We start from the raw sequence: 23,124 nt of genomic DNA on the forward strand, positions 1-23,124 counted from the left end.
TACAGCACTTGATCTCTAAAAGATCAAATCTAAACCTTGTGGCTTACATTTGAACTCTTGGTGGAGGATGACGGGATCGAACCGACGACCCCCTGCTTGCAAAGCAGGTGCTCTCCCAGCTGAGCTAATCCCCCTGAGATTTACTACTAGGGTAAAACTGGTAGGGCTGGTTGGACTCGAACCAACGACCCCCGCGTTATCAACACGGTGCTCTAACCAGCTGAGCTACAGCCCCAAATGCTGTTCTTTATATTGACAGTCGATAAGTGTGAACGCTTGAAGAAGAGTGCTACTCTAGAAAGGAGGTGATCCAGCCGCACCTTCCGATACGGCTACCTTGTTACGACTTCACCCCAGTCACGAATCCTACCGTGGTAAGCGCCCTCCTTGCGGTTAAGCTACCTACTTCTGGTAAAACCCGCTCCCATGGTGTGACGGGCGGTGTGTACAAGACCCGGGAACGTATTCACCGCGACATGCTGATCCGCGATTACTAGCGATTCCAACTTCATGCAGTCGAGTTGCAGACTACAATCCGGACTACGATACACTTTCTGCGATTAGCTCCCCCTCGCGGGTTGGCGGCGCTCTGTATGTACCATTGTATGACGTGTGAAGCCCTACCCATAAGGGCCATGAGGACTTGACGTCATCCCCACCTTCCTCCGGTTTGTCACCGGCAGTCTCATTAGAGTGCCCTTTCGTAGCAACTAATGACAAGGGTTGCGCTCGTTGCGGGACTTAACCCAACATCTCACGACACGAGCTGACGACAGCCATGCAGCACCTGTGTGATGGTTCCCTTTCGGGCACTCCCAAATCTCTCCGGGATTCCATCCATGTCAAGGGTAGGTAAGGTTTTTCGCGTTGCATCGAATTAATCCACATCATCCACCGCTTGTGCGGGTCCCCGTCAATTCCTTTGAGTTTTAATCTTGCGACCGTACTCCCCAGGCGGTCTACTTCACGCGTTAGCTGCGTTACCAAGTCAATTAAGACCCGACAACTAGTAGACATCGTTTAGGGCGTGGACTACCAGGGTATCTAATCCTGTTTGCTCCCCACGCTTTCGTGCATGAGCGTCAGTTTTGACCCAGGGGGCTGCCTTCGCCATCGGTGTTCCTCCACATATCTACGCATTTCACTGCTACACGTGGAATTCTACCCCCCTCTGCCAAACTCTAGCCTTGCAGTCTCCATTGCCATTCCCAGGTTGAGCCCGGGGATTTCACAACAGACTTACAAAACCGCCTGCGCACGCTTTACGCCCAGTAATTCCGATTAACGCTTGCACCCTACGTATTACCGCGGCTGCTGGCACGTAGTTAGCCGGTGCTTATTCTTCAGGTACCGTCATTAGATCTCTGTATTAGAAAGACCCGTTTCTTCCCTGACAAAAGAGCTTTACAACCCGAAGGCCTTCTTCACTCACGCGGCATTGCTGGATCAGGCTTGCGCCCATTGTCCAAAATTCCCCACTGCTGCCTCCCGTAGGAGTCTGGACCGTGTCTCAGTTCCAGTGTGGCTGGTCGTCCTCTCAGACCAGCTACTGATCGATGCCTTGGTAGGCTTTTACCCTACCAACTAGCTAATCAGATATCGGCCGCTCCAGGAGCATGAGGTCTTGCGATCCCCCACTTTCATCCTTAGATCGTATGCGGTATTAGCGTAACTTTCGCTACGTTATCCCCCACTCCAGGGTACGTTCCGATATATTACTCACCCGTTCGCCACTCGCCGCCAGGTTGCCCCGCGCTGCCGTTCGACTTGCATGTGTAAGGCATGCCGCCAGCGTTCAATCTGAGCCAGGATCAAACTCTTCAGTTTAATCTCTGTTACTTTTGCCGTTTTACCGGCACTCTTATTGCTAAGAGGTCGCTCACTCAAAATACTGACAGGCCACTACTTGCGTAGTGCCTATTTCATTACTTCTTGTGAACATTTGATATTTTAAGTTTCATGCAACCCGAAGGTTGCATGTGCACTTTCATCAAACGTCCACACTTATCGACTGTTAATTTTTAAAGAACTTTGTTTGGTACTGCGTCGCCAACAGATCGTTTTGTCTGCCGCGAAGAAGAAAGAGTATGAAGCGTTTCGCTTATTTCGTCAACCTTCTTTTTTATCCCGCTTCACTCTGCAACACGTTGTTTTGTGTGCGCTGTTTTGCGAGGAGGCGAACTATAGCAAAGAGGCCCTCAACCCTGCAAGGCTTTTTTTCGTACTGCTACAATCGGGCCTTTAGACACTGTGGAATCCAGTAATGAATAAGCAATTAATAAAGCGCGGCGGCTTTAGCTCCAGCTTCGGCGTCCTCGCCGCCACCCTCGGTTCCGCAGTCGGTCTGGGTAACATCTGGAAGTTTCCCTATCTGACCGGCGCTAACGGCGGCGCCGGTTTCCTGCTGATCTATCTGTTAGCGACGCTGGTCGTCGGTCTGCCGGTGATGATCGCCGAAATCACGGTCGGCCGCGCCGCAAAAGCCAATCCGATCACCGCGCTGCAAACGCTGACCCCATCCAGATTACCGTGGTGGCTGGTCGGCGTCGCCGGCGTGGTGGCGGCGTTCCTGATACTGTCATTTTATTCAGAAGTGGTGGCGTGGGTTTTCGCCTATGTATTCAAAGCCATCGGCGGCTCTATTCTTAGCAGCGATCCGCATGTCACCGAAGCGGCGTTCACCTCGCTGATCAGCGATCCATTGCAATCGCTGCTGTGGCAATGGGCGGTGCTGGTATTTATCGGCGGCATCCTGCTAATGGGCGTGACCAAAGGCATCGAAGGCATCACAAAGAAGTTGATGCCGATCTTGTTCCTTCTCCTATTGGTGCTGTGCGCAGTCAGCCTGTCGCTCGACAAGGCCGTAGACGGTCTGGCCTTCCTGTTCCGGCCAGACTTCAGCAAGATCACCGCCGCCGTCGTCCTCACGGCGATGGGCCTGGCATTCTTTAAGCTGTCATTGGGCTTGGGCACGATGATCACTTACGGCTCATATTTCCGCGATGATCAAAATATTCCCCAGACCACGTTGCGTGTGATGGCGGCCGACCTGTGCGTCTCGATGCTGGCCGGCATCGCAATCTTCCCTGCGGTGTTCACCTTCGGCTTTCAGCCGGCCGCCGGTCCCGCGCTGGTGTTCATCACCATTCCGGCTGTGTTCTCGCAGATCCCAGGCGGCTACCTGCTGATGGTCGCCTTCTTCGTGCTAGCGGCAGTGGCCGCTACCGGTGCGATGCTGTCGTTGATGGAAGTTCCGGTCGTAATCCTGCACGAGCGCCTGCGCATGAGCCGCGCGAAAGCCACGATGATGACGATCACGCTGCTCATGCTGCTCGGCTCGACCTGCGCGCTAACCAACAATGTGTTGGCCGACTTCAAGCTGTTCGGCATGAATATGTTCGACCTGTTCGACTTCGTCTCTTCGAACGTATTGTTGCCATTGGGCGGGATCTCGCTGGCCTTGTTTGTCGGCTGGACCTGGGGCGCCGACCAGTTCGCGCGGGCGTTGTCGAACCACGGCACGCTGGCGAATGCCGGCACCGCGCGCGTGGTATTTTTCCTGCTCCGTTACGTATCGCCGTTGCTGATCTTGCTGGTTATGCTCAAGGGCCTGAATCTGCTATAGCATTCCGCGCAAGCGGACCAGACGATACGGTCGGCTCTATAGTGGATGTTAAATGCAAAAAACCCACCAGGTTCACCTGGTGGGTTTTTTCTATAACTAGCCTGACGATAACCTACTTTCACACTGGTTGCAGCACTATCATCGGCGCAGAGTTGTTTCACGGTCCTGTTCGGGATGGGAAGGGGTGGTACCAACTTGCTATGGTCATCAGGCATTGACTTGTACTGGCGTCGCGTCTTTTTCCGCGCCGCCTGGAATCTTGAGCGCGTATTATAAATGATTTATATTGTTTCAGTGTACTTTTTTTACGGACGAAAAAAAGCCCCGACCAGATCGCTGGAAGGGGCTTTTTAATATAACTAGCCTGACGATAACCTACTTTCACACTGGTTGCAGCACTATCATCGGCGCAGAGTTGTTTCACGGTCCTGTTCGGGATGGGAAGGGGTGGTACCAACTTGCTATGGTCATCAGGCATTGACTTGTACTGGGCTGCGCGTATTCGCGTCGCCCGGAATCTGGAAGTAGTAAGTAATAGGTACTGAGATACAGCAGTATCTCAATACTGGGTAATGAAGTTGTGTATCAACGAACGTTTCAACGTACTTCTTATTCAACCATAACCTGCTAAGGTTATAGGGACAAGCCGTACGGGCAATTAGTATCAGTTAGCTTAATGCATTACTGCACTTCCACACCTGACCTATCAACGTCCTGGTCTCGAACGACCCTTCAAAGAGCTCAAGGCTCTGGGAAATCTCATCTCAAGGCAAGTTTCCCGCTTAGATGCTTTCAGCGGTTATCTCTTCCAGACTTAGCTACCCGGCAATGCCACTGGCGTGACAACCGGTACACCAGAGGTCTGTCCACTCCGGTCCTCTCGTACTAGGAGCAGCCCCCTTCAAATTTCCAACGCCCACGGCAGATAGGGACCAAACTGTCTCACGACGTTTTAAACCCAGCTCACGTACCACTTTAAATGGCGAACAGCCATACCCTTGGGACCGGCTACAGCCCCAGGATGTGATGAGCCGACATCGAGGTGCCAAACTCCCCCGTCGATATGAACTCTTGGGAGGAATCAGCCTGTTATCCCCAGAGTACCTTTTATCCGTTGAGCGATGGCCCTTCCATACAGAACCACCGGATCACTATGTCCTACTTTCGTACCTGCTCGACTTGTCAGTCTCGCAGTTAAGCACGCTTATGCCATTGCACTATTAGCACGATGTCCGACCGTACCTAGCGTACCTTCGAACTCCTCCGTTACACTTTAGGAGGAGACCGCCCCAGTCAAACTGCCTACCATGCACTGTCCCCGACCCGGATAACGGGCCAAGGTTAGAACCTCAAATGAACCAGGGTGGTATTTCAAGGTTGGCTCCACGAGAACTGGCGTCCCCGCTTCAAAGCCTCCCACCTATCCTACACAGATTGATTCAAAGTCCAATGCAAAGCTACAGTAAAGGTTCATGGGGTCTTTCCGTCTAGCCGCGGGTAGATTGCATCATCACAAACACTTCAACTTCGCTGAGTCTCGGGAGGAGACAGTGTGGCCATCGTTACGCCATTCGTGCAGGTCGGAACTTACCCGACAAGGAATTTCGCTACCTTAGGACCGTTATAGTTACGGCCGCCGTTTACTGGGACTTCAATCAAGAGCTTGCACCCCATCATTTAATCTTCCAGCACCGGGCAGGCGTCACACCCTATACGTCCACTTTCGTGTTTGCAGAGTGCTGTGTTTTTATTAAACAGTCGCAGCCACCAGTTTATTGCAACCCGTTCACCCTACTGAAGTAAATCAGCCAAGCTACAAGGGCGTACCTTTTCCCGAAGTTACGGTACCAATTTGCCGAGTTCCTTCTCCCGAGTTCTCTCAAGCGCCTTAGAATACTCATCTCGCCCACCTGTGTCGGTTTGCGGTACGGTCTCGTATGACTGAAGCTTAGAGGCTTTTCTTGGAACCACTTCCGATTGCTTCAGAACCTAAGTTCCTCGTCCCAGTCCCTTGAATTACGCGCCCGGATTTGCCTAAGCGCCTTCTATGAACCAGAAACTGCCTATTCCAACAGGCAGACAACCTTCCGCGATCCGTCCCCCCATCGCATCATACGACGGTGCAGGAATATTAACCTGCTTCCCATCAGCTACGCATCTCTGCCTCGCCTTAGGGGCCGACTCACCCTGCTCCGATGAACGTTGAACAGGAAACCTTGGGCTTACGGCGTGGGGGCTTTTCACCCCCATTATCGCTACTCATGTCAGCATTCGCACTTCTGATACCTCCAGCATCCTTTACAAGACACCTTCGCAGGCTTACAGAACGCTCTCCTACCATATGCTTACGCATATCCGCAGCTTCGGTGACTGGCTTAGCCCCGTTACATCTTCCGCGCAGGACGACTCGATCAGTGAGCTATTACGCTTTCTTTAAATGATGGCTGCTTCTAAGCCAACATCCTGACTGTTTTAGCCTTCCCACTTCGTTTTCCACTTAGCCAATCTTTGGGACCTTAGCTGGCGGTCTGGGTTGTTTCCCTCTTGACGCCGGACGTTAGCACCCGACGTCTGTCTCCCAAGCTCGCACTCATCGGTATTCGGAGTTTGCAATGGTTTGGTAAGTCGCGATGACCCCCTAGCCATAACAGTGCTCTACCCCCGATGGTGATACTTGAGGCACTACCTAAATAGTTTTCGGAGAGAACCAGCTATTTCCAAGTTTGTTTAGCCTTTCACCCCTACCCACAGCTCATCCCCTAATTTTTCAACATTAGTGGGTTCGGACCTCCAGTGCGTGTTACCGCACCTTCATCCTGGCCATGAGTAGATCACTTGGTTTCGGGTCTACACCCAGCGACTATCGCCCTGTTCGGACTCGATTTCTCTACGGCTTCCCTATATGGTTAACCTTGCCACTGAATGTAAGTCGCTGACCCATTATACAAAAGGTACGCAGTCACGGAACAAGTCCGCTCCTACTGTTTGTATGCACACGGTTTCAGGATCTATTTCACTCCCCTCCCGGGGTTCTTTTCGCCTTTCCCTCACGGTACTGGTTCACTATCGGTCGATTACGAGTATTTAGCCTTGGAGGATGGTCCCCCCATATTCAGACAGGATTTCTCGTGTCCCGCCCTACTTGTCGCACGCTTAGTTCCACACATCGCATTTCACATACGGGGCTATCACCCGCTATGGCTCCTATTTCCAGAGGATTCTGTTATGCGTCGTGCTAAAACGTGCAGGCTCTTCCCATTTCGCTCGCCACTACTTTGGGAATCTCGGTTGATTTATTTTCCTGCAGCTACTTAGATGTTTCAGTTCGCCGCGTTCGCTTTGCATACCTATGTATTCAGTATGCAATGACCTAAAAGGCCGGGTTTCCCCATTCGGAAATCTGCGGATCAAAGCTTGTTTGCTAGCTCCCCGCAGCTTATCGCAAGCTACTACGTCCTTCATCGCCTGTAATCGCCAAGGCATCCACCATGTGCACTTATTCACTTGTCCCTATAACGTTAGCCCCTTGCGACTAAACAAAGGAGCGGTTATAGAAATAAGAAGTACTACGTTGTTGCGTTTGTTGATACATACAATCATTACCCATCGCACCCACCTGTCGGTGTTTGCGATCAATAAAAATTTACTTACTTCTTCCAGATTGTTAAAGAACGTACAGCACTTGATCTCTAAAAGATCAAACATAAACATACGCACATCGCGTTGCTTGCATTTGAACTTTTTGGTGGAGGATGACGGGATCGAACCGACGACCCCCTGCTTGCAAAGCAGGTGCTCTCCCAGCTGAGCTAATCCCCCTGAGATTTACTACTAGGGTAAAACTGGTAGGGCTGGTTGGACTCGAACCAACGACCCCCGCGTTATCAACACGGTGCTCTAACCAGCTGAGCTACAGCCCCAAATGCTGTTCTTTATATTGACAGTCGATAAGTGTGAACGCTTGAAGAAGAGTGCTACTCTAGAAAGGAGGTGATCCAGCCGCACCTTCCGATACGGCTACCTTGTTACGACTTCACCCCAGTCACGAATCCTACCGTGGTAAGCGCCCTCCTTGCGGTTAAGCTACCTACTTCTGGTAAAACCCGCTCCCATGGTGTGACGGGCGGTGTGTACAAGACCCGGGAACGTATTCACCGCGACATGCTGATCCGCGATTACTAGCGATTCCAACTTCATGCAGTCGAGTTGCAGACTACAATCCGGACTACGATACACTTTCTGCGATTAGCTCCCCCTCGCGGGTTGGCGGCGCTCTGTATGTACCATTGTATGACGTGTGAAGCCCTACCCATAAGGGCCATGAGGACTTGACGTCATCCCCACCTTCCTCCGGTTTGTCACCGGCAGTCTCATTAGAGTGCCCTTTCGTAGCAACTAATGACAAGGGTTGCGCTCGTTGCGGGACTTAACCCAACATCTCACGACACGAGCTGACGACAGCCATGCAGCACCTGTGTGATGGTTCCCTTTCGGGCACTCCCAAATCTCTCCGGGATTCCATCCATGTCAAGGGTAGGTAAGGTTTTTCGCGTTGCATCGAATTAATCCACATCATCCACCGCTTGTGCGGGTCCCCGTCAATTCCTTTGAGTTTTAATCTTGCGACCGTACTCCCCAGGCGGTCTACTTCACGCGTTAGCTGCGTTACCAAGTCAATTAAGACCCGACAACTAGTAGACATCGTTTAGGGCGTGGACTACCAGGGTATCTAATCCTGTTTGCTCCCCACGCTTTCGTGCATGAGCGTCAGTTTTGACCCAGGGGGCTGCCTTCGCCATCGGTGTTCCTCCACATATCTACGCATTTCACTGCTACACGTGGAATTCTACCCCCCTCTGCCAAACTCTAGCCTTGCAGTCTCCATTGCCATTCCCAGGTTGAGCCCGGGGATTTCACAACAGACTTACAAAACCGCCTGCGCACGCTTTACGCCCAGTAATTCCGATTAACGCTTGCACCCTACGTATTACCGCGGCTGCTGGCACGTAGTTAGCCGGTGCTTATTCTTCAGGTACCGTCATTAGGCCTCTGTATTAGAAAGACCCGTTTCTTCCCTGACAAAAGAGCTTTACAACCCGAAGGCCTTCTTCACTCACGCGGCATTGCTGGATCAGGCTTGCGCCCATTGTCCAAAATTCCCCACTGCTGCCTCCCGTAGGAGTCTGGACCGTGTCTCAGTTCCAGTGTGGCTGGTCGTCCTCTCAGACCAGCTACTGATCGATGCCTTGGTAGGCTTTTACCCTACCAACTAGCTAATCAGATATCGGCCGCTCCAGGAGCATGAGGTTCTTGCGAATCCCCCACTTTCATCCTTAGATCGTATGCGGTATTAGCGTAACTTTCGCTACGTTATCCCCCACTCCAGGGTACGTTCCGATATATTACTCACCCGTTCGCCACTCGCCGCCAGGTTGCCCCGCGCTGCCGTTCGACTTGCATGTGTAAGGCATGCCGCCAGCGTTCAATCTGAGCCAGGATCAAACTCTTCAGTTTAATCTCTGTTACTTTTGCCGTTTTACCGGCACTCTTATTGCTAAGAGGTCGCTCACTCAAAATACTGACAGGCCACTACTTTCGTAGCGCCTATTTCATTACTTCTTGTGAACATTTGATATTTTAAGTTTCACGCAACCCGAAGGCTGCATGTGCACTTTCATCAAACGTCCACACTTATCGACTGTTAATTTTTAAAGAACTTTGTTTGGTACTGCTTGCACGCTTGACAAATCGTTTTGTTCGTCAGCGCAGAAGAAAGAGTATGAAGCGTTTCGCTTATTTCGTCAACCCCTCAGCCACTTCTTCTTCACTCGTTTCGGGTCGCATTTACATGCGCCGTTTTGCGAGGAGGCGAACTATAGCAAAGACAGGATTGGGCTGACAAGGTTTATTTTTGCGCTGGCGCGCTCAACGCTGCGCGTTGTGCTGGGATGGTGCTACATTGAGGTCCAGAGCCGAGAACGGCCACCGGAGACCGAGACAAATGGAACGCCACACCGCGCCACATCTGAGCACGGCATGGGAAGACACCATGCCGCTGATTATCGAAACCTCGCACCGCCGATCCCGGCAGTACGGACTGAGTCCGGACTCCGCTGCGGACCTGAGCCGCGTACCCACCGTCGACCTCTCGCTGCTGCTGGAACAAAACCGCCTGCTCCACACCCACGCGGTGCCGGCGATGGAAACGCTGTACCAGCAGATCGTCAATACCCACAACATGGTGCTGTTGACGGACGCGCAAGGCGTGATCGTCCATTCCCTCGGCGATGACGACTTTCTGGAGAAAGCCAATCGCGTCGCGCTGCAGCCCGGTGCCGCCTGGTCCGAGCAGAGCAAGGGGACCAATGCCATCGGCACGGCGATCGCGGAGCAGGCTCCGGTACTTGTCCACGCGGAACAGCACTATCTGACCGCCAATCACTTCCTCACCTGCTCTGCCGCGCCGATTGCCGATCACCAGGGCAACGTGATCGGCGTGCTCGACGTCTCCGGCGACCAGCGCAGCTTTCACAAGCACACCATGGCGCTGGTGCGCATGTCGGCATTGATGATCGAGAACCAGCTGTTCTCCGCCACGTTTGAGGATTCGATCACGCTGCACTTCCATGCGCGCCCGGAATTTATCGGCACGTTGATGGAAGGAATCGCCTCCTTCAGTCCCGGCGGTAGGTTTCTTGCCGCCAACCGAAATGGCCAGTTCCAGCTCGGGCTGTCGCCGGCGGAACTGCAGTCGCATACGCTCAGCTCACTGTTCGGCCTGCCGCTGTCGGCGCTGTACGAACACTATCGCGCGGCCTCGCCGGGTCTGCTCAATTTGTGCATGCATAGCGGCGTGCGGGTGGCGGGGCGAGCGCAGCTTCGGCTGAGCAAAGGCGTGTTCCAACAATCGCTGAGCCCGGACAAAACAGAACGAACCGAGCGGCCCAGCGCCACCCAGTCCGCAGCCGCCAAGCGCCGCCTGTCCGGGCTGCGCTATCTGCGCACCGGCGACCCGCAGCTCGAATTGGTGATCGACAAGGTTACCCGCGTGCTCGGCCACGACATCCCCATCATGATCATGGGTGAGACCGGCACCGGCAAGGAGTTGCTGGCGCAGGCGATCCACAACGACTCGCCGCGCGCCATGCGTCCTTTTATCGCGGTCAACTGCGCCTCGATTCCGGAGACGCTGATCGAATCCGAACTGTTCGGCTACGAGGACGGTGCTTTCACCGGTGCGCGCAAGAAAGGCGCCGTCGGCAAGATTTTGCAGGCAAACGGCGGCACGCTGTTCCTCGACGAGATCGGCGACATGCCGTACAGCCTGCAGGCGCGTCTGCTGCGCGTGCTGCAGGAGCGCGTCGTCACGCCGCTCGGCAGCGACAAGTCGATACCGGTGAATGTGGAGTTGATCTGCGCGACCAATCACAATCTGCGCGAGCGCATCGCCAAGGGGCTGTTCCGCGAGGATTTGTATTACCGGCTGAATGGACTGGTGGTGAAGCTGCCGCCGCTGCGTGATCGCACCGATCTGGAAAGCGTGGTCAGGAAGATTCTCGCCACCGAGGCGGAGGGTGGCAGGTATCGCGTGTCCGACGAGATTCTGCGGCTGTTCCGCCGCCATCGTTGGCCCGGGAATTTTCGGCAGCTGACCAATCTGTTGCGCACCGCCGTGGTCATGGCCGGCGACGAACAGGAAATCTGTCTGCGCCATATGCCCGACGACTTCCTGGATGACGTTGAACAGGATGACGAACAAACGCCGCCGCAGTGGAGCAACGACGGCGTCGACAGCAACCTGGAAACAATGGAGATACATGCAATCAACAAAGCGCTGGCGGCACACGGCGGCAACGTCTCCGCCGCCGCGCGCGCCCTCGGCATCTCGCGCAATACGATTTACCGAAAAGTGCCGAATCTGAAATAAGCCGACTACGCCTGCAGCTTCAACTGCGACACCTCCTCGTCGGTGAACAAGCGCGAGCGCGTCAGGAAGCGCTTGCCGGTGCCGTTGTCGAGCGAGAACATGCCCCCGTTGCCCGCGACGACGTCGATGATCAGCTGCGTGTGCTCCCAGTAGGCGAACTGTTCGCATCCCATGTAGAACGGCGCGCCGTCCAACTCGCCTAAAAACACGTCGGTATCGCTGATGTTGAACTCTCCCGCCTGGTAGCACATAGGCGCGCTGCCATCGCAGCAGCCGCCGGACTGGAAGAACATCAACGGCCCATGCCGGTCGCGCAACGCGGCGATCAGCTCGAGCGCCGCCGGCGTGGCCGTGACCCGGGCGATGGCCACGCTCATAATCAGAAGAAACCCAAGGCGTTAGGGCTATAGCTGACCAGCAAGTTCTTGGTCTGCTGATAGTGATCCAGCATCATCTTGTGATTTTCGCGGCCGATGCCCGATTGCTTATAGCCACCGAACGCGGCATGCGCCGGATACAGGTGGTAGCAATTGGTCCAGACACGGCCGGCCTGAATCGCTCGGCCGACACGGAAGGCGCGCGAACCGTCGCGCGTCCACAGACCAGCGCCCAGACCGTAGAGCGTGTCGTTGGCGATGCGCAACGCGTCGGCCTCGTCCCTGAAAGTCGTGACCGACACCACCGGTCCGAAAATCTCTTCCTGGAAGATGCGCATCTTGTTGTCGCCCTTGAACACGGTCGGCCGCACGTAGTAGCCGTCCTTCATGTCGCCGCCCTGCACGTTGCGCTCGCCGCCGGCCAGCAACTCGGCGCCCTCCTGCTTGCCGATGTCGATGTACGACATGATTTTTTCCAGCTGCTCCTGCGACGCCTGCGCGCCGAGCATGGTGGAAGCATCGAGCGGATTGCCCTGCTTGATCGCGGCCACGCGGGCCAGCGCCCGCTCGATGAATTTCTCGTAGATCGATTCCTGGATCAGCACGCGCGACGGGCAGGTGCACACCTCGCCCTGGTTCAGCGCGAACATGGCGAAACCTTCCAGGCATTTGTCGAAGAAGGCGTCGTCGGCGTCCATGACGTCGGCAAAGAAGATGTTCGGCGATTTGCCGCCCAGCTCCAGCGTGACCGGGATCAGGTTCTGCGCGGCGTACTGCATGATCAGGCGGCCGGTGCCGGTTTCGCCGGTGAAGGCGATCTTGGCGATGCGCTTGTTCGATGCCAGTGGCTTGCCCGCCTCCAGGCCGAATCCATTGACGACATTCAACACGCCGGGCGGCAACAAGTCGGCGATGATTTCCAGCAGCACCATGATCGACGCCGGCGTTTGCTCGGCCGGCTTGAGCACCACGCAGTTGCCGGCAGCCAACGCTGGCGCCAGCTTCCACACCGCCATCAGGATCGGGAAGTTCCATGGAATGATCTGGCCGACGACGCCGAGCGGCTCGTGGAAGTGGTAGGCGTAGGTTTCCGAATCGATCTGCGCCACCGAGCCCTCCTGCGCGCGGATGCAGCCGGCGAAGTAGCGGAAATGATCGATCGCCAGCGGAATGTCGGCGGCGGTGGTTTCGCGGATCGGCTTGCCGTTGTCGATGGTCTCGGCCGTGGCGATCAGCGCCAGGTTGGCCTCCATGCGGTCGGCGATTTTGTTGAGGATATTGGCGCGCTCGGTTTGCGAGGTCTTGCCCCAAGCCTCCTTCGCGGCATGGGCGGCGTCGAGCGCCAACTCGATGTCTTCAGCGGTCGAGCGCGCCACTTCGCAAAACACCTGGCCGGTGATCGGCGTGATGTTGCCGAAGTATTCGCCCTTGACCGGCGCGACAAACTTGCCACCGATGTAGTTGTCGTACCGTGGCTTGAATGGATTGACTACGCCGAGCTTGCTGATGTCTGCGAGATTCATGTCGTCCTCTTTCTGATCTGGTTATGTGGTGTTAGTGACCACCTTGCTTTCGCAAACACCGTGCCAGCCGCGTTCACAGGGAGGGCTGGCGGTTTGGCCCCAGCCCGCCTGTCACAGTGTTCAGTTTTGACACACCGCTGGAGCAACCGCGACGCAGTTTTTCCTTCGGACAGGTATATTGCAGGCTGCCCTTCCGGAGAAAACATGAAGCGTTCCCCAATTCAACTTAATGCCGTCGCCGCGCTGTTCGCGGTTGGCGCTTCCAGCCTGGCCACGGCCGCCGATAACGCCGACGCCCCGGTCGAGGTGGTCGTCGTCAGCGCCACGCGCGTCGGCCACACCGTGTTCGACATGCCGGCCGCGATCGACGTGGTCGACGCCGCACGCATCCACGAATCGCAGGCGCGGGTGAACGCCTCCGAGGCGCTGGCGGCGGTGCCCGGCCTGGTGGCGCAGAACCGCCAGAACTACGCGCAAGACTTGCAAATATCCTCGCGTGGCTTCGGCGCGCGCTCGACCTTTGGCGTACGCGGCGTGCGGCTGATCGCAGACGGCATCCCGGCCAGCATGCCGGACGGCCAGGGTCAGGCGGCCACCTTCAATCTCGACATGGCCGAACGCATCGAAGTCTTGCGCGGCCCGTTTTCCGCCATCTACGGCAACCACTCGGGCGGCGTGATCCAGATGTTCACGCGCGATGGCGAGGGCGCTCCCACAATTGAAACGAGTTTGACCGCCGGCAGCTACGGCACCCGCAAGGCCGACCTCAATGCGCAAGGCAAGCAAGCCGGTGTGGGCTACGTGCTGGACGCTTCCCGCTTCGAAACCGATGGCTACCGCGCGCATAGCGCCGCCACGCGCGACCAGGCATTTGCGAAGCTGACCGTGGAGCCGATGGACAACGCCAAGCTGACCATCGTTGCCAACGCGCTGCGCCAGGACGATACGCAAGACCCGCTCGGCGTCAGTTGGGCCACCTACCAGCGCGACCCGCGCGCGGGCGAAATCGACGCCACCGACACCCAGGTGCCGAAGCGCACGCTCGCCGACCGCTACAACACCCGCAAGAGCATTGACCACACGCAAGTCGGCGCCACGTGGGAGCAGCGCTTCGGCCAGGACCGGCTGCGCGTGACGGCCTACGGCGGCAATCGGGAAGTGATCCAGTATCAAGCGTTCTCGCGCGGCTTCCAGGCGCCGCCGACCCACTCGGGCGGCGTCGTCAATTTCGACCGCGATTTCTATGGCACCGACCTGAGCTGGATGCATGTCAGCCAGCTGGCCGGCGGCAAGCTGAGTACGACTGTTGGCGTCGAATACGGTCGTTCCACCGATGGCCGAACGGGATATGAGAACTTCATCGGCGCCGAGTTCGGCGTGAAGGGCGTACTGCGCCGCGACGAGCAGGACAAAGTCTCCAATCTCGATCCGTATGTGCAAGCCGAATGGCAATCCGGCGCCTGGATGCTGAGCGCGGGCCTGCGTCGCAGCAACGTGAAGATTTCCGTCGACGACCGCTTCCTGAGCAATGGCAACGACAGCGGCAGCCTGGAGTACGGTCACACGACGCCGGTGCTGGGCGTGCTGTACCGTGTGTCGCCGATGCTCAACGTCTACGCCAGCGCCGCGCGCGGTTTCGAAACGCCGACGCTCAACGAACTGTTCTACTCGGGCACCGGTGGCGGCTTCAACTTCGGGCTGCAACCGGCCAAGAGCACGCACCTGGAAGCGGGCGTCAAGAGCAAACTGGACGAGCGCACCAGCATCAACGCCGCCGTGTTCCAGGTCCGCACGAGCGATGAAGTGGTGGTCGATAGTAGCGGCGGCGGCCGCACCAGCTATCGCAACGCCAGCAAGACCTTGCGGCAGGGTTTGGAAGTGTCGCTCGATTCGTCGTGGCGCTATGGTTTGAGCACGCGCGTAGCGCTGACCAGCTTGCGCGCGATCTACGATCAGAGCTATGGCGCGGTCCTGGAAGGCAGCCGCCTGCCTGGCGTACCGAACGCCAACGCTTATGCGGAACTGGCGTGGAAGGATAGCGGCGACCGCTACGGCGCCGCGCTGGAAGCGATCGCCGGCAGCAAGATTTACGCAGACGACGGGAACGCTGATCAGCCCGCACCGGGTTACGGCATTCTGAATGCACGTGTCGGCGCCAGACAGCAGTGGCGCGGCTGGCGCTTCAAGCAGTTTGTGCGGCTGAATAATCTGCTGGATAAAAAATACGTCGGCTCGGTGATCGTCGGCGATACGAACAAGCGCTATTACGAAGCCGCGCCGCAACGCAATTGGTTGATGGGTGTCAGTGCGCAATACCAGTTCTAAGGCGAACGAAGGAACCGTGGGGCGGATCGGGCGGAACGCCGTAATCCGCCATGCATGCGCCTACGCGGCTTTCTCCACCAGCCTGTCGAGCAAGCGCTCCCGATTGTTCATCACGAAATCGACAAAAACCGGCTCTTTAACGGCCAATCGCACCAGCCCCGGCAGCATCAAATAACAATATCCCGCAACCTTTCGCACCGCCTCGTCATTACGCAACGCCGCCCGCGTGATCGACGCCGAGCTTCCGCCCAGCATGGGCGCAATGGTCGCGCGATGCTTGTCCAATATCGTTGAAACCGTTCCGGTCAGTTTTTCCGCCAATCGGCTGTGCTCGCTGGTGTCACTCATGTCAACGCTCCCGTAAAGTAGTGGAATCCGAATCTTGCCTCGACGGGCCTTGTCCAGTTATGTGTTTGCGCAAACGTGCACAAAATGCGTTAAGGTGAACGCCTCATATAGGAATATCCTCATGCCCAAGCAAGCCGCCCAAACGTATGACGCGATCGTTGTCGGCAGCGGTCCGGGCGGCGCCAGCGTCGCGCGCGAACTGGCGCGCCGGCAACTGCGCGTATTGATACTGGAACAAGGCAGCGCGGCGCCACTGGAGGGGACGCTATCGCAAATGGCGGGCATCGCCGCCGTGCCCGGCAAGGGCGCCTTCATCCATCGCGACGCTTCGCTGCTGGTCAGCGGCATTGCCGCTGGTGGTAGCACCACCATCAACTTCGCCACCGCCGCGCCACCGCCGTTGTCCATGTTCGCCGCCCACGGCATCGACCTGGCGCCGGCGTTGGAATCGCTGCGCGCGGAGTTGCCGATGGCGCCGCTTCCGGACGAGTTGATCGGGCCGATGGCAAAGCGTATCCAACAAGGCGCCCTGGCGCGCGAGTTCGGATGGCGCAAGCTCGACAAACTGATCCGCCCCCAAATATGCCGCACCGGTTGCTGGCGTTGCGTCTATGGTTGCCCGTTCGGGGCCAAATGGACCGCCCGCGATTTCATCGACGAAGCCGTTCAGCTGGGCGCGATCCTGGTCGACCAGGCCAAAGTCGAGCGGGTGATTGTGGAGAACGGTCGTGCCACCGGCGTGCTGTATCTGCGCAATGGTGAAATGCACCAGGCGTTCGGCGCGAACGTGGTGCTGGCGGGAGGTGGTATCGGCAGTCCGCGGCTGCTGCATCGCTCTGGTCTGCACGCGGAAAGCAGCGCTTTCTTCAGCGATCCGGTGATCGCGGTGATGGGGGTTGTGGACGATATCGACGGCGGCGCCGAAGTGCCGATGGCAGCCGGGATGTATTTGCACGAGGAAGGGATTGCGCTGGCGGATATGACGTTGCCGAAGCCCATGTATCAGGCGTTTGCGGCGCAGGTTGGCCGGCTCGACCGGTTGATGTCGCATGCCCGAACGCTGACTTTAATGGTGAAAATACGCGATGACGTCGGCGGCGGTGTCGGACCGCGCTGGGTGGATAAGACGTTGACCGCTGGCGATCGCACGAAGTTCGCGGTCGGGGTCGGCATGGCGCGGGAGATTCTGCGGTCGGCTGGCGCGAAGAAGATCTTCAAGAGCTGGCATTTCGCTGCGCATCCGGGAGGGAGTTTACGCATTGGCGAGGTAGTGGATGGTAATTTGCAGACCACGACACGGAATTTGTATGTTTGTGACGCTTCGGTGATTCCCGGACCTTGGGGATTGCCACCGACGTTGACGTTGCTGTGCCTTGGGAAGCGGTTGGGGACGAATTTATAAACACGTTTAGATGTTTCATCCGAACGCAAAAAAGCCCCACCGGCACTGAACGCGATCTTGAGCGCGTTCTGGCTGGTGGGGCTTTTTAATATAACTAGCCTGACGATAACCTACTTTCACACTGGTTGCAGCACTATCATCGGCGCAGAGTTGTTTCACGGTCCTGTTCGGGATGGGAAGGGGTGGTACCAACTTGCTATGGTCATCAGGCATTGACTTGTACTGGGCTGCGCGCATTCGCGTCGCCCTGAATCTGGAAGTAGTAAGTAATAGGTACTGAGATACAGCAGTATCTCAATACTGGGTAATGAAGTTGTGTATCAACGAACGTTTCAACGTACTTCTTATTCACCATAACCTGCTAAGGTTATAGGGACAAGCCGTACGGGCAATTAGTATCAGTTAGCTTAATGCATTACTGCACTTCCACACCTGACCTATCAACGTCCTGGTCTCGAACGACCCTTCAAAGAGCTCAAGGCTCTGGGAAATCTCATCTCAAGGCAAGTTTCCCGCTTAGATGCTTTCAGCGGTTATCTCTTCCAGACTTAGCTACCCGGCAATGCCACTGGCGTGACAACCGGTACACCAGAGGTCTGTCCACTCCGGTCCTCTCGTACTAGGAGCAGCCCCCTTCAAATTTCCAACGCCCACGGCAGATAGGGACCAAACTGTCTCACGACGTTTTAAACCCAGCTCACGTACCACTTTAAATGGCGAACAGCCATACCCTTGGGACCGGCTACAGCCCCAGGATGTGATGAGCCGACATCGAGGTGCCAAACTCCCCCGTCGATATGAACTCTTGGGAGGAATCAGCCTGTTATCCCCAGAGTACCTTTTATCCGTTGAGCGATGGCCCTTCCATACAGAACCACCGGATCACTATGTCCTACTTTCGTACCTGCTCGACTTGTCAGTCTCGCAGTTAAGCACGCTTATGCCATTGCACTATTAGCACGATGTCCGACCGTACCTAGCGTACCTTCGAACTCCTCCGTTACACTTTAGGAGGAGACCGCCCCAGTCAAACTGCCTACCATGCACTGTCCCCGACCCGGATAACGGGCCAAGGTTAGAACCTCAAATGAACCAGGGTGGTATTTCAAGGTTGGCTCCACGAGAACTGGCGTCCCCGCTTCAAAGCCTCCCACCTATCCTACACAGATTGATTCAAAGTCCAATGCAAAGCTACAGTAAAGGTTCATGGGGTCTTTCCGTCTAGCCGCGGGTAGATTGCATCATCACAAACACTTCAACTTCGCTGAGTCTCGGGAGGAGACAGTGTGGCCATCGTTACGCCATTCGTGCAGGTCGGAACTTACCCGACAAGGAATTTCGCTACCTTAGGACCGTTATAGTTACGGCCGCCGTTTACTGGGACTTCAATCAAGAGCTTGCACCCCATCATTTAATCTTCCAGCACCGGGCAGGCGTCACACCCTATACGTCCACTTTCGTGTTTGCAGAGTGCTGTGTTTTTATTAAACAGTCGCAGCCACCAGTTTATTGCAACCCGTTCACCCTACTGAAGTAAATCAGCCAAGCTACAAGGGCGTACCTTTTCCCGAAGTTACGGTACCAATTTGCCGAGTTCCTTCTCCCGAGTTCTCTCAAGCGCCTTAGAATACTCATCTCGCCCACCTGTGTCGGTTTGCGGTACGGTCTCGTATGACTGAAGCTTAGAGGCTTTTCTTGGAACCACTTCCGATTGCTTCAGTGCCTAAGCACCTCGTCCCAGTCCCTTGAATTACGCGCCCGGATTTGCCTAAGCGCCTTCTATGAACCAGAAACCAACTATTCCAACAGTTGGACAACCTTCCGCGATCCGTCCCCCCATCGCATCATACGACGGTGCAGGAATATTAACCTGCTTCCCATCAGCTACGCATCTCTGCCTCGCCTTAGGGGCCGACTCACCCTGCTCCGATGAACGTTGAACAGGAAACCTTGGGCTTACGGCGTGGGGGCTTTTCACCCCCATTATCGCTACTCATGTCAGCATTCGCACTTCTGATACCTCCAGCATCCTTTACAAGACACCTTCGCAGGCTTACAGAACGCTCTCCTACCATATGCTTGCGCATATCCGCAGCTTCGGTGACTGGCTTAGCCCCGTTACATCTTCCGCGCAGGACGACTCGATCAGTGAGCTATTACGCTTTCTTTAAATGATGGCTGCTTCTAAGCCAACATCCTGACTGTTTTAGCCTTCCCACTTCGTTTTCCACTTAGCCAATCTTTGGGACCTTAGCTGGCGGTCTGGGTTGTTTCCCTCTTGACGCCGGACGTTAGCACCCGACGTCTGTCTCCCAAGCTCGCACTCATCGGTATTCGGAGTTTGCAATGGTTTGGTAAGTCGCGATGACCCCCTAGCCATAACAGTGCTCTACCCCCGATGGTGATACTTGAGGCACTACCTAAATAGTTTTCGGAGAGAACCAGCTATTTCCAAGTTTGTTTAGCCTTTCACCCCTACCCACAGCTCATCCCCTAATTTTTCAACATTAGTGGGTTCGGACCTCCAGTGCGTGTTACCGCACCTTCATCCTGGCCATGAGTAGATCACTTGGTTTCGGGTCTACACCCAGCGACTATCGCCCTGTTCGGACTCGATTTCTCTACGGCTTCCCTATATGGTTAACCTTGCCACTGAATGTAAGTCGCTGACCCATTATACAAAAGGTACGCAGTCACGGAACAAGTCCGCTCCTACTGTTTGTATGCACACGGTTTCAGGATCTATTTCACTCCCCTCCCGGGGTTCTTTTCGCCTTTCCCTCACGGTACTGGTTCACTATCGGTCGATTACGAGTATTTAGCCTTGGAGGATGGTCCCCCCATATTCAGACAGGATTTCTCGTGTCCCGCCCTACTTGTCGCACGCTTAGTTCCACACATCGCATTTCACATACGGGGCTATCACCCGCTATGGCTCCTATTTCCAGAGGATTCTGTTATGCGTCGTGCTAAAACGTGCAGGCTCTTCCCATTTCGCTCGCCACTACTTTGGGAATCTCGGTTGATTTATTTTCCTGCAGCTACTTAGATGTTTCAGTTCGCCGCGTTCGCTTTGCATACCTATGTATTCAGTATGCAATGACCTAAAAGGCCGGGTTTCCCCATTCGGAAATCTGCGGATCAAAGCTTGTTTGCTAGCTCCCCGCAGCTTATCGCAAGCTACTACGTCCTTCATCGCCTGTAATCGCCAAGGCATCCACCATGTGCACTTATTCACTTGTCCCTATAACGTTAGCCCCTTGCGACTAAACAAAGGAGCGGTTATAGAAATAAGAAGTACTACGTTGTTGCGTTTGTTGATACATACAATCATTACCCATCGCATTCGCCTGTCGGCGTTTGCGATCAATAAAAATTTACTTACTTCTTCCAGATTGTTAAAGAACGTACAGCACTTGATCTCTAAAAGATCAAACATAAACATACGCGGTGCGCGTTGCTTGCATTTGAACTTTTTGGTGGAGGATGACGGGATCGAACCGACGACCCCCTGCTTGCAAAGCAGGTGCTCTCCCAGCTGAGCTAATCCCCCTGAGATTTACTACAGGCAGAAACTGGTAGGGCTGGTTGGACTCGAACCAACGACCCCCGCGTTATCAACACGGTGCTCTAACCAGCTGAGCTACAGCCCCAAATGCTGTTCTTTATATTGACAGTCGATAAGTGTGAACGCTTGATGGCGAGTTATTACTAACTCAGTGCTACTCTAGAAAGGAGGTGATCCAGCCGCACCTTCCGATACGGCTACCTTGTTACGACTTCACCCCAGTCACGAATCCTACCGTGGTAAGCGCCCTCCTTGCGGTTAAGCTACCTACTTCTGGTAAAACCCGCTCCCATGGTGTGACGGGCGGTGTGTACAAGACCCGGGAACGTATTCACCGCGACATGCTGATCCGCGATTACTAGCGATTCCAACTTCATGCAGTCGAGTTGCAGACTACAATCCGGACTACGATACACTTTCTGCGATTAGCTCCCCCTCGCGGGTTGGCGGCGCTCTGTATGTACCATTGTATGACGTGTGAAGCCCTACCCATAAGGGCCATGAGGACTTGACGTCATCCCCACCTTCCTCCGGTTTGTCACCGGCAGTCTCATTAGAGTGCCCTTTCGTAGCAACTAATGACAAGGGTTGCGCTCGTTGCGGGACTTAACCCAACATCTCACGACACGAGCTGACGACAGCCATGCAGCACCTGTGTGATGGTTCTCTTTCGAGCACTCCCAAATCTCTCCGGGATTCCATCCATGTCAAGGGTAGGTAAGGTTTTTCGCGTTGCATCGAATTAATCCACATCATCCACCGCTTGTGCGGGTCCCCGTCAATTCCTTTGAGTTTTAATCTTGCGACCGTACTCCCCAGGCGGTCTACTTCACGCGTTAGCTGCGTTACCAAGTCAATTAAGACCCGACAACTAGTAGACATCGTTTAGGGCGTGGACTACCAGGGTATCTAATCCTGTTTGCTCCCCACGCTTTCGTGCATGAGCGTCAGTTTTGACCCAGGGGGCTGCCTTCGCCATCGGTGTTCCTCCACATATCTACGCATTTCACTGCTACACGTGGAATTCTACCCCCCTCTGCCAAACTCTAGCCTTGCAGTCTCCATTGCCATTCCCAGGTTGAGCCCGGGGATTTCACAACAGACTTACAAAACCGCCTGCGCACGCTTTACGCCCAGTAATTCCGATTAACGCTTGCACCCTACGTATTACCGCGGCTGCTGGCACGTAGTTAGCCGGTGCTTATTCTTCAGGTACCGTCATTAGATCTCTGTATTAGAAAGACCCGTTTCTTCCCTGACAAAAGAGCTTTACAACCCGAAGGCCTTCTTCACTCACGCGGCATTGCTGGATCAGGCTTGCGCCCATTGTCCAAAATTCCCCACTGCTGCCTCCCGTAGGAGTCTGGACCGTGTCTCAGTTCCAGTGTGGCTGGTCGTCCTCTCAGACCAGCTACTGATCGATGCCTTGGTAGGCTTTTACCCTACCAACTAGCTAATCAGATATCGGCCGCTCCAGGAGCATGAGGTCTTGCGATCCCCCACTTTCATCCTTAGATCGTATGCGGTATTAGCGTAACTTTCGCTACGTTATCCCCCACTCCAGGGTACGTTCCGATATATTACTCACCCGTTCGCCACTCGCCGCCAGGTTGCCCCGCGCTGCCGTTCGACTTGCATGTGTAAGGCATGCCGCCAGCGTTCAATCTGAGCCAGGATCAAACTCTTCAGTTTAATCTCTGTTACTTTTGCCGTTTTACCGGCACTCTTATTGCTAAGAGGTCGCTCACTCAAAATACTGACAGGTCACTACTTGCGTAGCGCCTATTTCATTACTTCTTGTGAACATTTGATATTTTAAGTTTCATGCAACCCGAAGGTCGCATGTGCACTTTCATCAAACGTCCACACTTATCGACTGTTAATTTTTAAAGAACTACAATTCGGTACTGCTTGCTGCCTGCTGAAGAAGCGTTGTGTTCATCAGCGAAGAGGCAAGATTATGAAGCGTTTCGAACATCTCGTCAAGCACTTCATTTTCCCCGCTTCATCTGCAACACGCTGTTTTGTG

At 55.2% G+C, this 23,124-nt stretch carries 7 protein-coding genes, 6 tRNA genes and 8 rRNA genes; 4 read left to right on the top strand and 17 right to left on the bottom strand.

Going from position 1 to position 23,124, the window contains the following annotated elements:
* Positions 1–58: 58 nt before the first annotated feature.
* From ACZ0BA_RS20860 to ACZ0BA_RS20870, 3 genes are all read right to left on the bottom strand, one after another.
* Positions 59–134 (bottom strand) — tRNA-Ala (locus ACZ0BA_RS20860).
* 24 nt (positions 135–158) lie between these two features.
* Positions 159–235 (bottom strand) — tRNA-Ile (locus tag ACZ0BA_RS20865).
* 63 nt (positions 236–298) lie between these two features.
* Positions 299–1,827: ribosomal RNA gene (locus tag ACZ0BA_RS20870) — 16S ribosomal RNA — on the bottom strand.
* A gap of 436 nt (positions 1,828–2,263) precedes the next feature.
* On the opposite strand from ACZ0BA_RS20870, the gene ACZ0BA_RS20875 reads away from it, so the two are divergent.
* Positions 2,264–3,625, top strand: coding sequence for a sodium-dependent transporter (locus tag ACZ0BA_RS20875; protein WP_463453101.1), 1,362 nt, complete (start codon positions 2,264–2,266; stop codon positions 3,623–3,625).
* 99 nt (positions 3,626–3,724) lie between these two features.
* Here the strand turns inward: ACZ0BA_RS20875 and rrf (ACZ0BA_RS20880) are convergent.
* From rrf (ACZ0BA_RS20880) to ACZ0BA_RS20905, 6 genes are all read right to left on the bottom strand, one after another.
* A 5S ribosomal RNA gene (rrf, locus tag ACZ0BA_RS20880) occupies positions 3,725–3,837 on the bottom strand.
* A gap of 150 nt (positions 3,838–3,987) precedes the next feature.
* A 5S ribosomal RNA gene (rrf, locus tag ACZ0BA_RS20885) occupies positions 3,988–4,100 on the bottom strand.
* A gap of 162 nt (positions 4,101–4,262) precedes the next feature.
* Positions 4,263–7,135, bottom strand: a 23S ribosomal RNA gene (locus ACZ0BA_RS20890).
* 233 nt (positions 7,136–7,368) lie between these two features.
* Positions 7,369–7,444 (bottom strand) — tRNA-Ala (locus tag ACZ0BA_RS20895).
* Positions 7,445–7,468: 24 nt separating this feature from the next.
* Positions 7,469–7,545 (bottom strand) — tRNA-Ile (locus tag ACZ0BA_RS20900).
* A gap of 63 nt (positions 7,546–7,608) precedes the next feature.
* Positions 7,609–9,139 (bottom strand): 16S ribosomal RNA (locus tag ACZ0BA_RS20905).
* The 16S, 23S and 5S rRNA genes sit together here with 4 tRNA genes alongside, the layout of an rRNA operon.
* 487 nt (positions 9,140–9,626) lie before the next feature.
* Between ACZ0BA_RS20905 and ACZ0BA_RS20910 the strand changes: the two genes are divergently transcribed.
* Positions 9,627–11,552: a sigma-54-dependent Fis family transcriptional regulator gene (locus ACZ0BA_RS20910; RefSeq protein WP_463453102.1), complete on the top strand. Its 1,926-nt coding sequence runs from the start codon at positions 9,627–9,629 to the stop codon at positions 11,550–11,552.
* Positions 11,553–11,557: 5 nt separating this feature from the next.
* Here ACZ0BA_RS20910 and ACZ0BA_RS20915 read toward each other — a convergent pair whose 3' ends face one another.
* A complete protein-coding gene (locus tag ACZ0BA_RS20915; protein WP_463453103.1) occupies positions 11,558–11,929 on the bottom strand; it encodes a DUF779 domain-containing protein in 372 nt (123 codons plus the stop codon).
* A gap of 2 nt (positions 11,930–11,931) precedes the next feature.
* Entirely contained in the window at positions 11,932–13,452 is a 1,521-nt protein-coding gene (gene adh / locus ACZ0BA_RS20920) for an aldehyde dehydrogenase (RefSeq protein WP_463453104.1), read from the bottom strand.
* Positions 13,453–13,656: 204 nt separating this feature from the next.
* On the opposite strand from adh, the gene ACZ0BA_RS20925 reads away from it, so the two are divergent.
* Positions 13,657–15,777 carry a TonB-dependent receptor family protein gene (locus tag ACZ0BA_RS20925; RefSeq protein WP_463453105.1) on the top strand — a complete coding sequence of 707 codons (2,121 nt, stop codon included), beginning with the start codon at positions 13,657–13,659 and terminating at the stop codon, positions 15,775–15,777.
* Between the two features lie 60 nt (positions 15,778–15,837).
* Here ACZ0BA_RS20925 and ACZ0BA_RS20930 read toward each other — a convergent pair whose 3' ends face one another.
* Positions 15,838–16,125 (bottom strand): hypothetical protein, encoded by a 288-nt coding sequence (locus ACZ0BA_RS20930; RefSeq protein WP_463453106.1) that lies wholly within the window; start codon positions 16,123–16,125, stop codon positions 15,838–15,840.
* Between the two features lie 121 nt (positions 16,126–16,246).
* Between ACZ0BA_RS20930 and ACZ0BA_RS20935 the strand changes: the two genes are divergently transcribed.
* Entirely contained in the window at positions 16,247–17,527 is a 1,281-nt protein-coding gene (locus ACZ0BA_RS20935; protein ID WP_463453107.1) for a GMC family oxidoreductase N-terminal domain-containing protein, read from the top strand.
* Between the two features lie 97 nt (positions 17,528–17,624).
* On the opposite strand, the gene rrf (ACZ0BA_RS20940) is transcribed toward ACZ0BA_RS20935, so the two are convergent.
* From rrf (ACZ0BA_RS20940) to ACZ0BA_RS20960, 5 genes are all read right to left on the bottom strand, one after another.
* Positions 17,625–17,737: ribosomal RNA gene (gene rrf / locus ACZ0BA_RS20940) — 5S ribosomal RNA — on the bottom strand.
* A gap of 161 nt (positions 17,738–17,898) precedes the next feature.
* Positions 17,899–20,771: ribosomal RNA gene (locus ACZ0BA_RS20945) — 23S ribosomal RNA — on the bottom strand.
* A gap of 233 nt (positions 20,772–21,004) precedes the next feature.
* Positions 21,005–21,080, bottom strand: a tRNA-Ala gene (locus ACZ0BA_RS20950).
* A 23-nt stretch (positions 21,081–21,103) separates the two neighbouring features.
* Positions 21,104–21,180: transfer RNA gene (locus tag ACZ0BA_RS20955), tRNA-Ile, on the bottom strand.
* A 78-nt stretch (positions 21,181–21,258) separates the two neighbouring features.
* Positions 21,259–22,787, bottom strand: a 16S ribosomal RNA gene (locus ACZ0BA_RS20960).
* Positions 22,788–23,124 lie beyond the last annotated feature (337 nt).

The sequence above is a fragment of the Duganella sp. AC917 genome, from assembly GCF_979258245.1.

Excerpts from the sequence above, each read along its gene's own strand:
- ACZ0BA_RS20875 (WP_463453101.1), top strand. The coding sequence starts at position 2,264 with ATGAATAAGCAATTAATAAAGCGCGGCGGCTTTAGCTCCAGCTTCGGC.
- ACZ0BA_RS20910 (WP_463453102.1), top strand. The coding sequence starts at position 9,627 with ATGGAACGCCACACCGCGCCACATCTGAGCACGGCATGGGAAGACACC.
- ACZ0BA_RS20915 (WP_463453103.1), bottom strand. The coding sequence starts at position 11,929 with ATGAGCGTGGCCATCGCCCGGGTCACGGCCACGCCGGCGGCGCTCGAG.
- adh (WP_463453104.1), bottom strand. The coding sequence starts at position 13,452 with ATGAATCTCGCAGACATCAGCAAGCTCGGCGTAGTCAATCCATTCAAG.
- ACZ0BA_RS20925 (WP_463453105.1), top strand. The coding sequence starts at position 13,657 with ATGAAGCGTTCCCCAATTCAACTTAATGCCGTCGCCGCGCTGTTCGCG.
- ACZ0BA_RS20930 (WP_463453106.1), bottom strand. The coding sequence starts at position 16,125 with ATGAGTGACACCAGCGAGCACAGCCGATTGGCGGAAAAACTGACCGGA.
- ACZ0BA_RS20935 (WP_463453107.1), top strand. The coding sequence starts at position 16,247 with ATGCCCAAGCAAGCCGCCCAAACGTATGACGCGATCGTTGTCGGCAGC.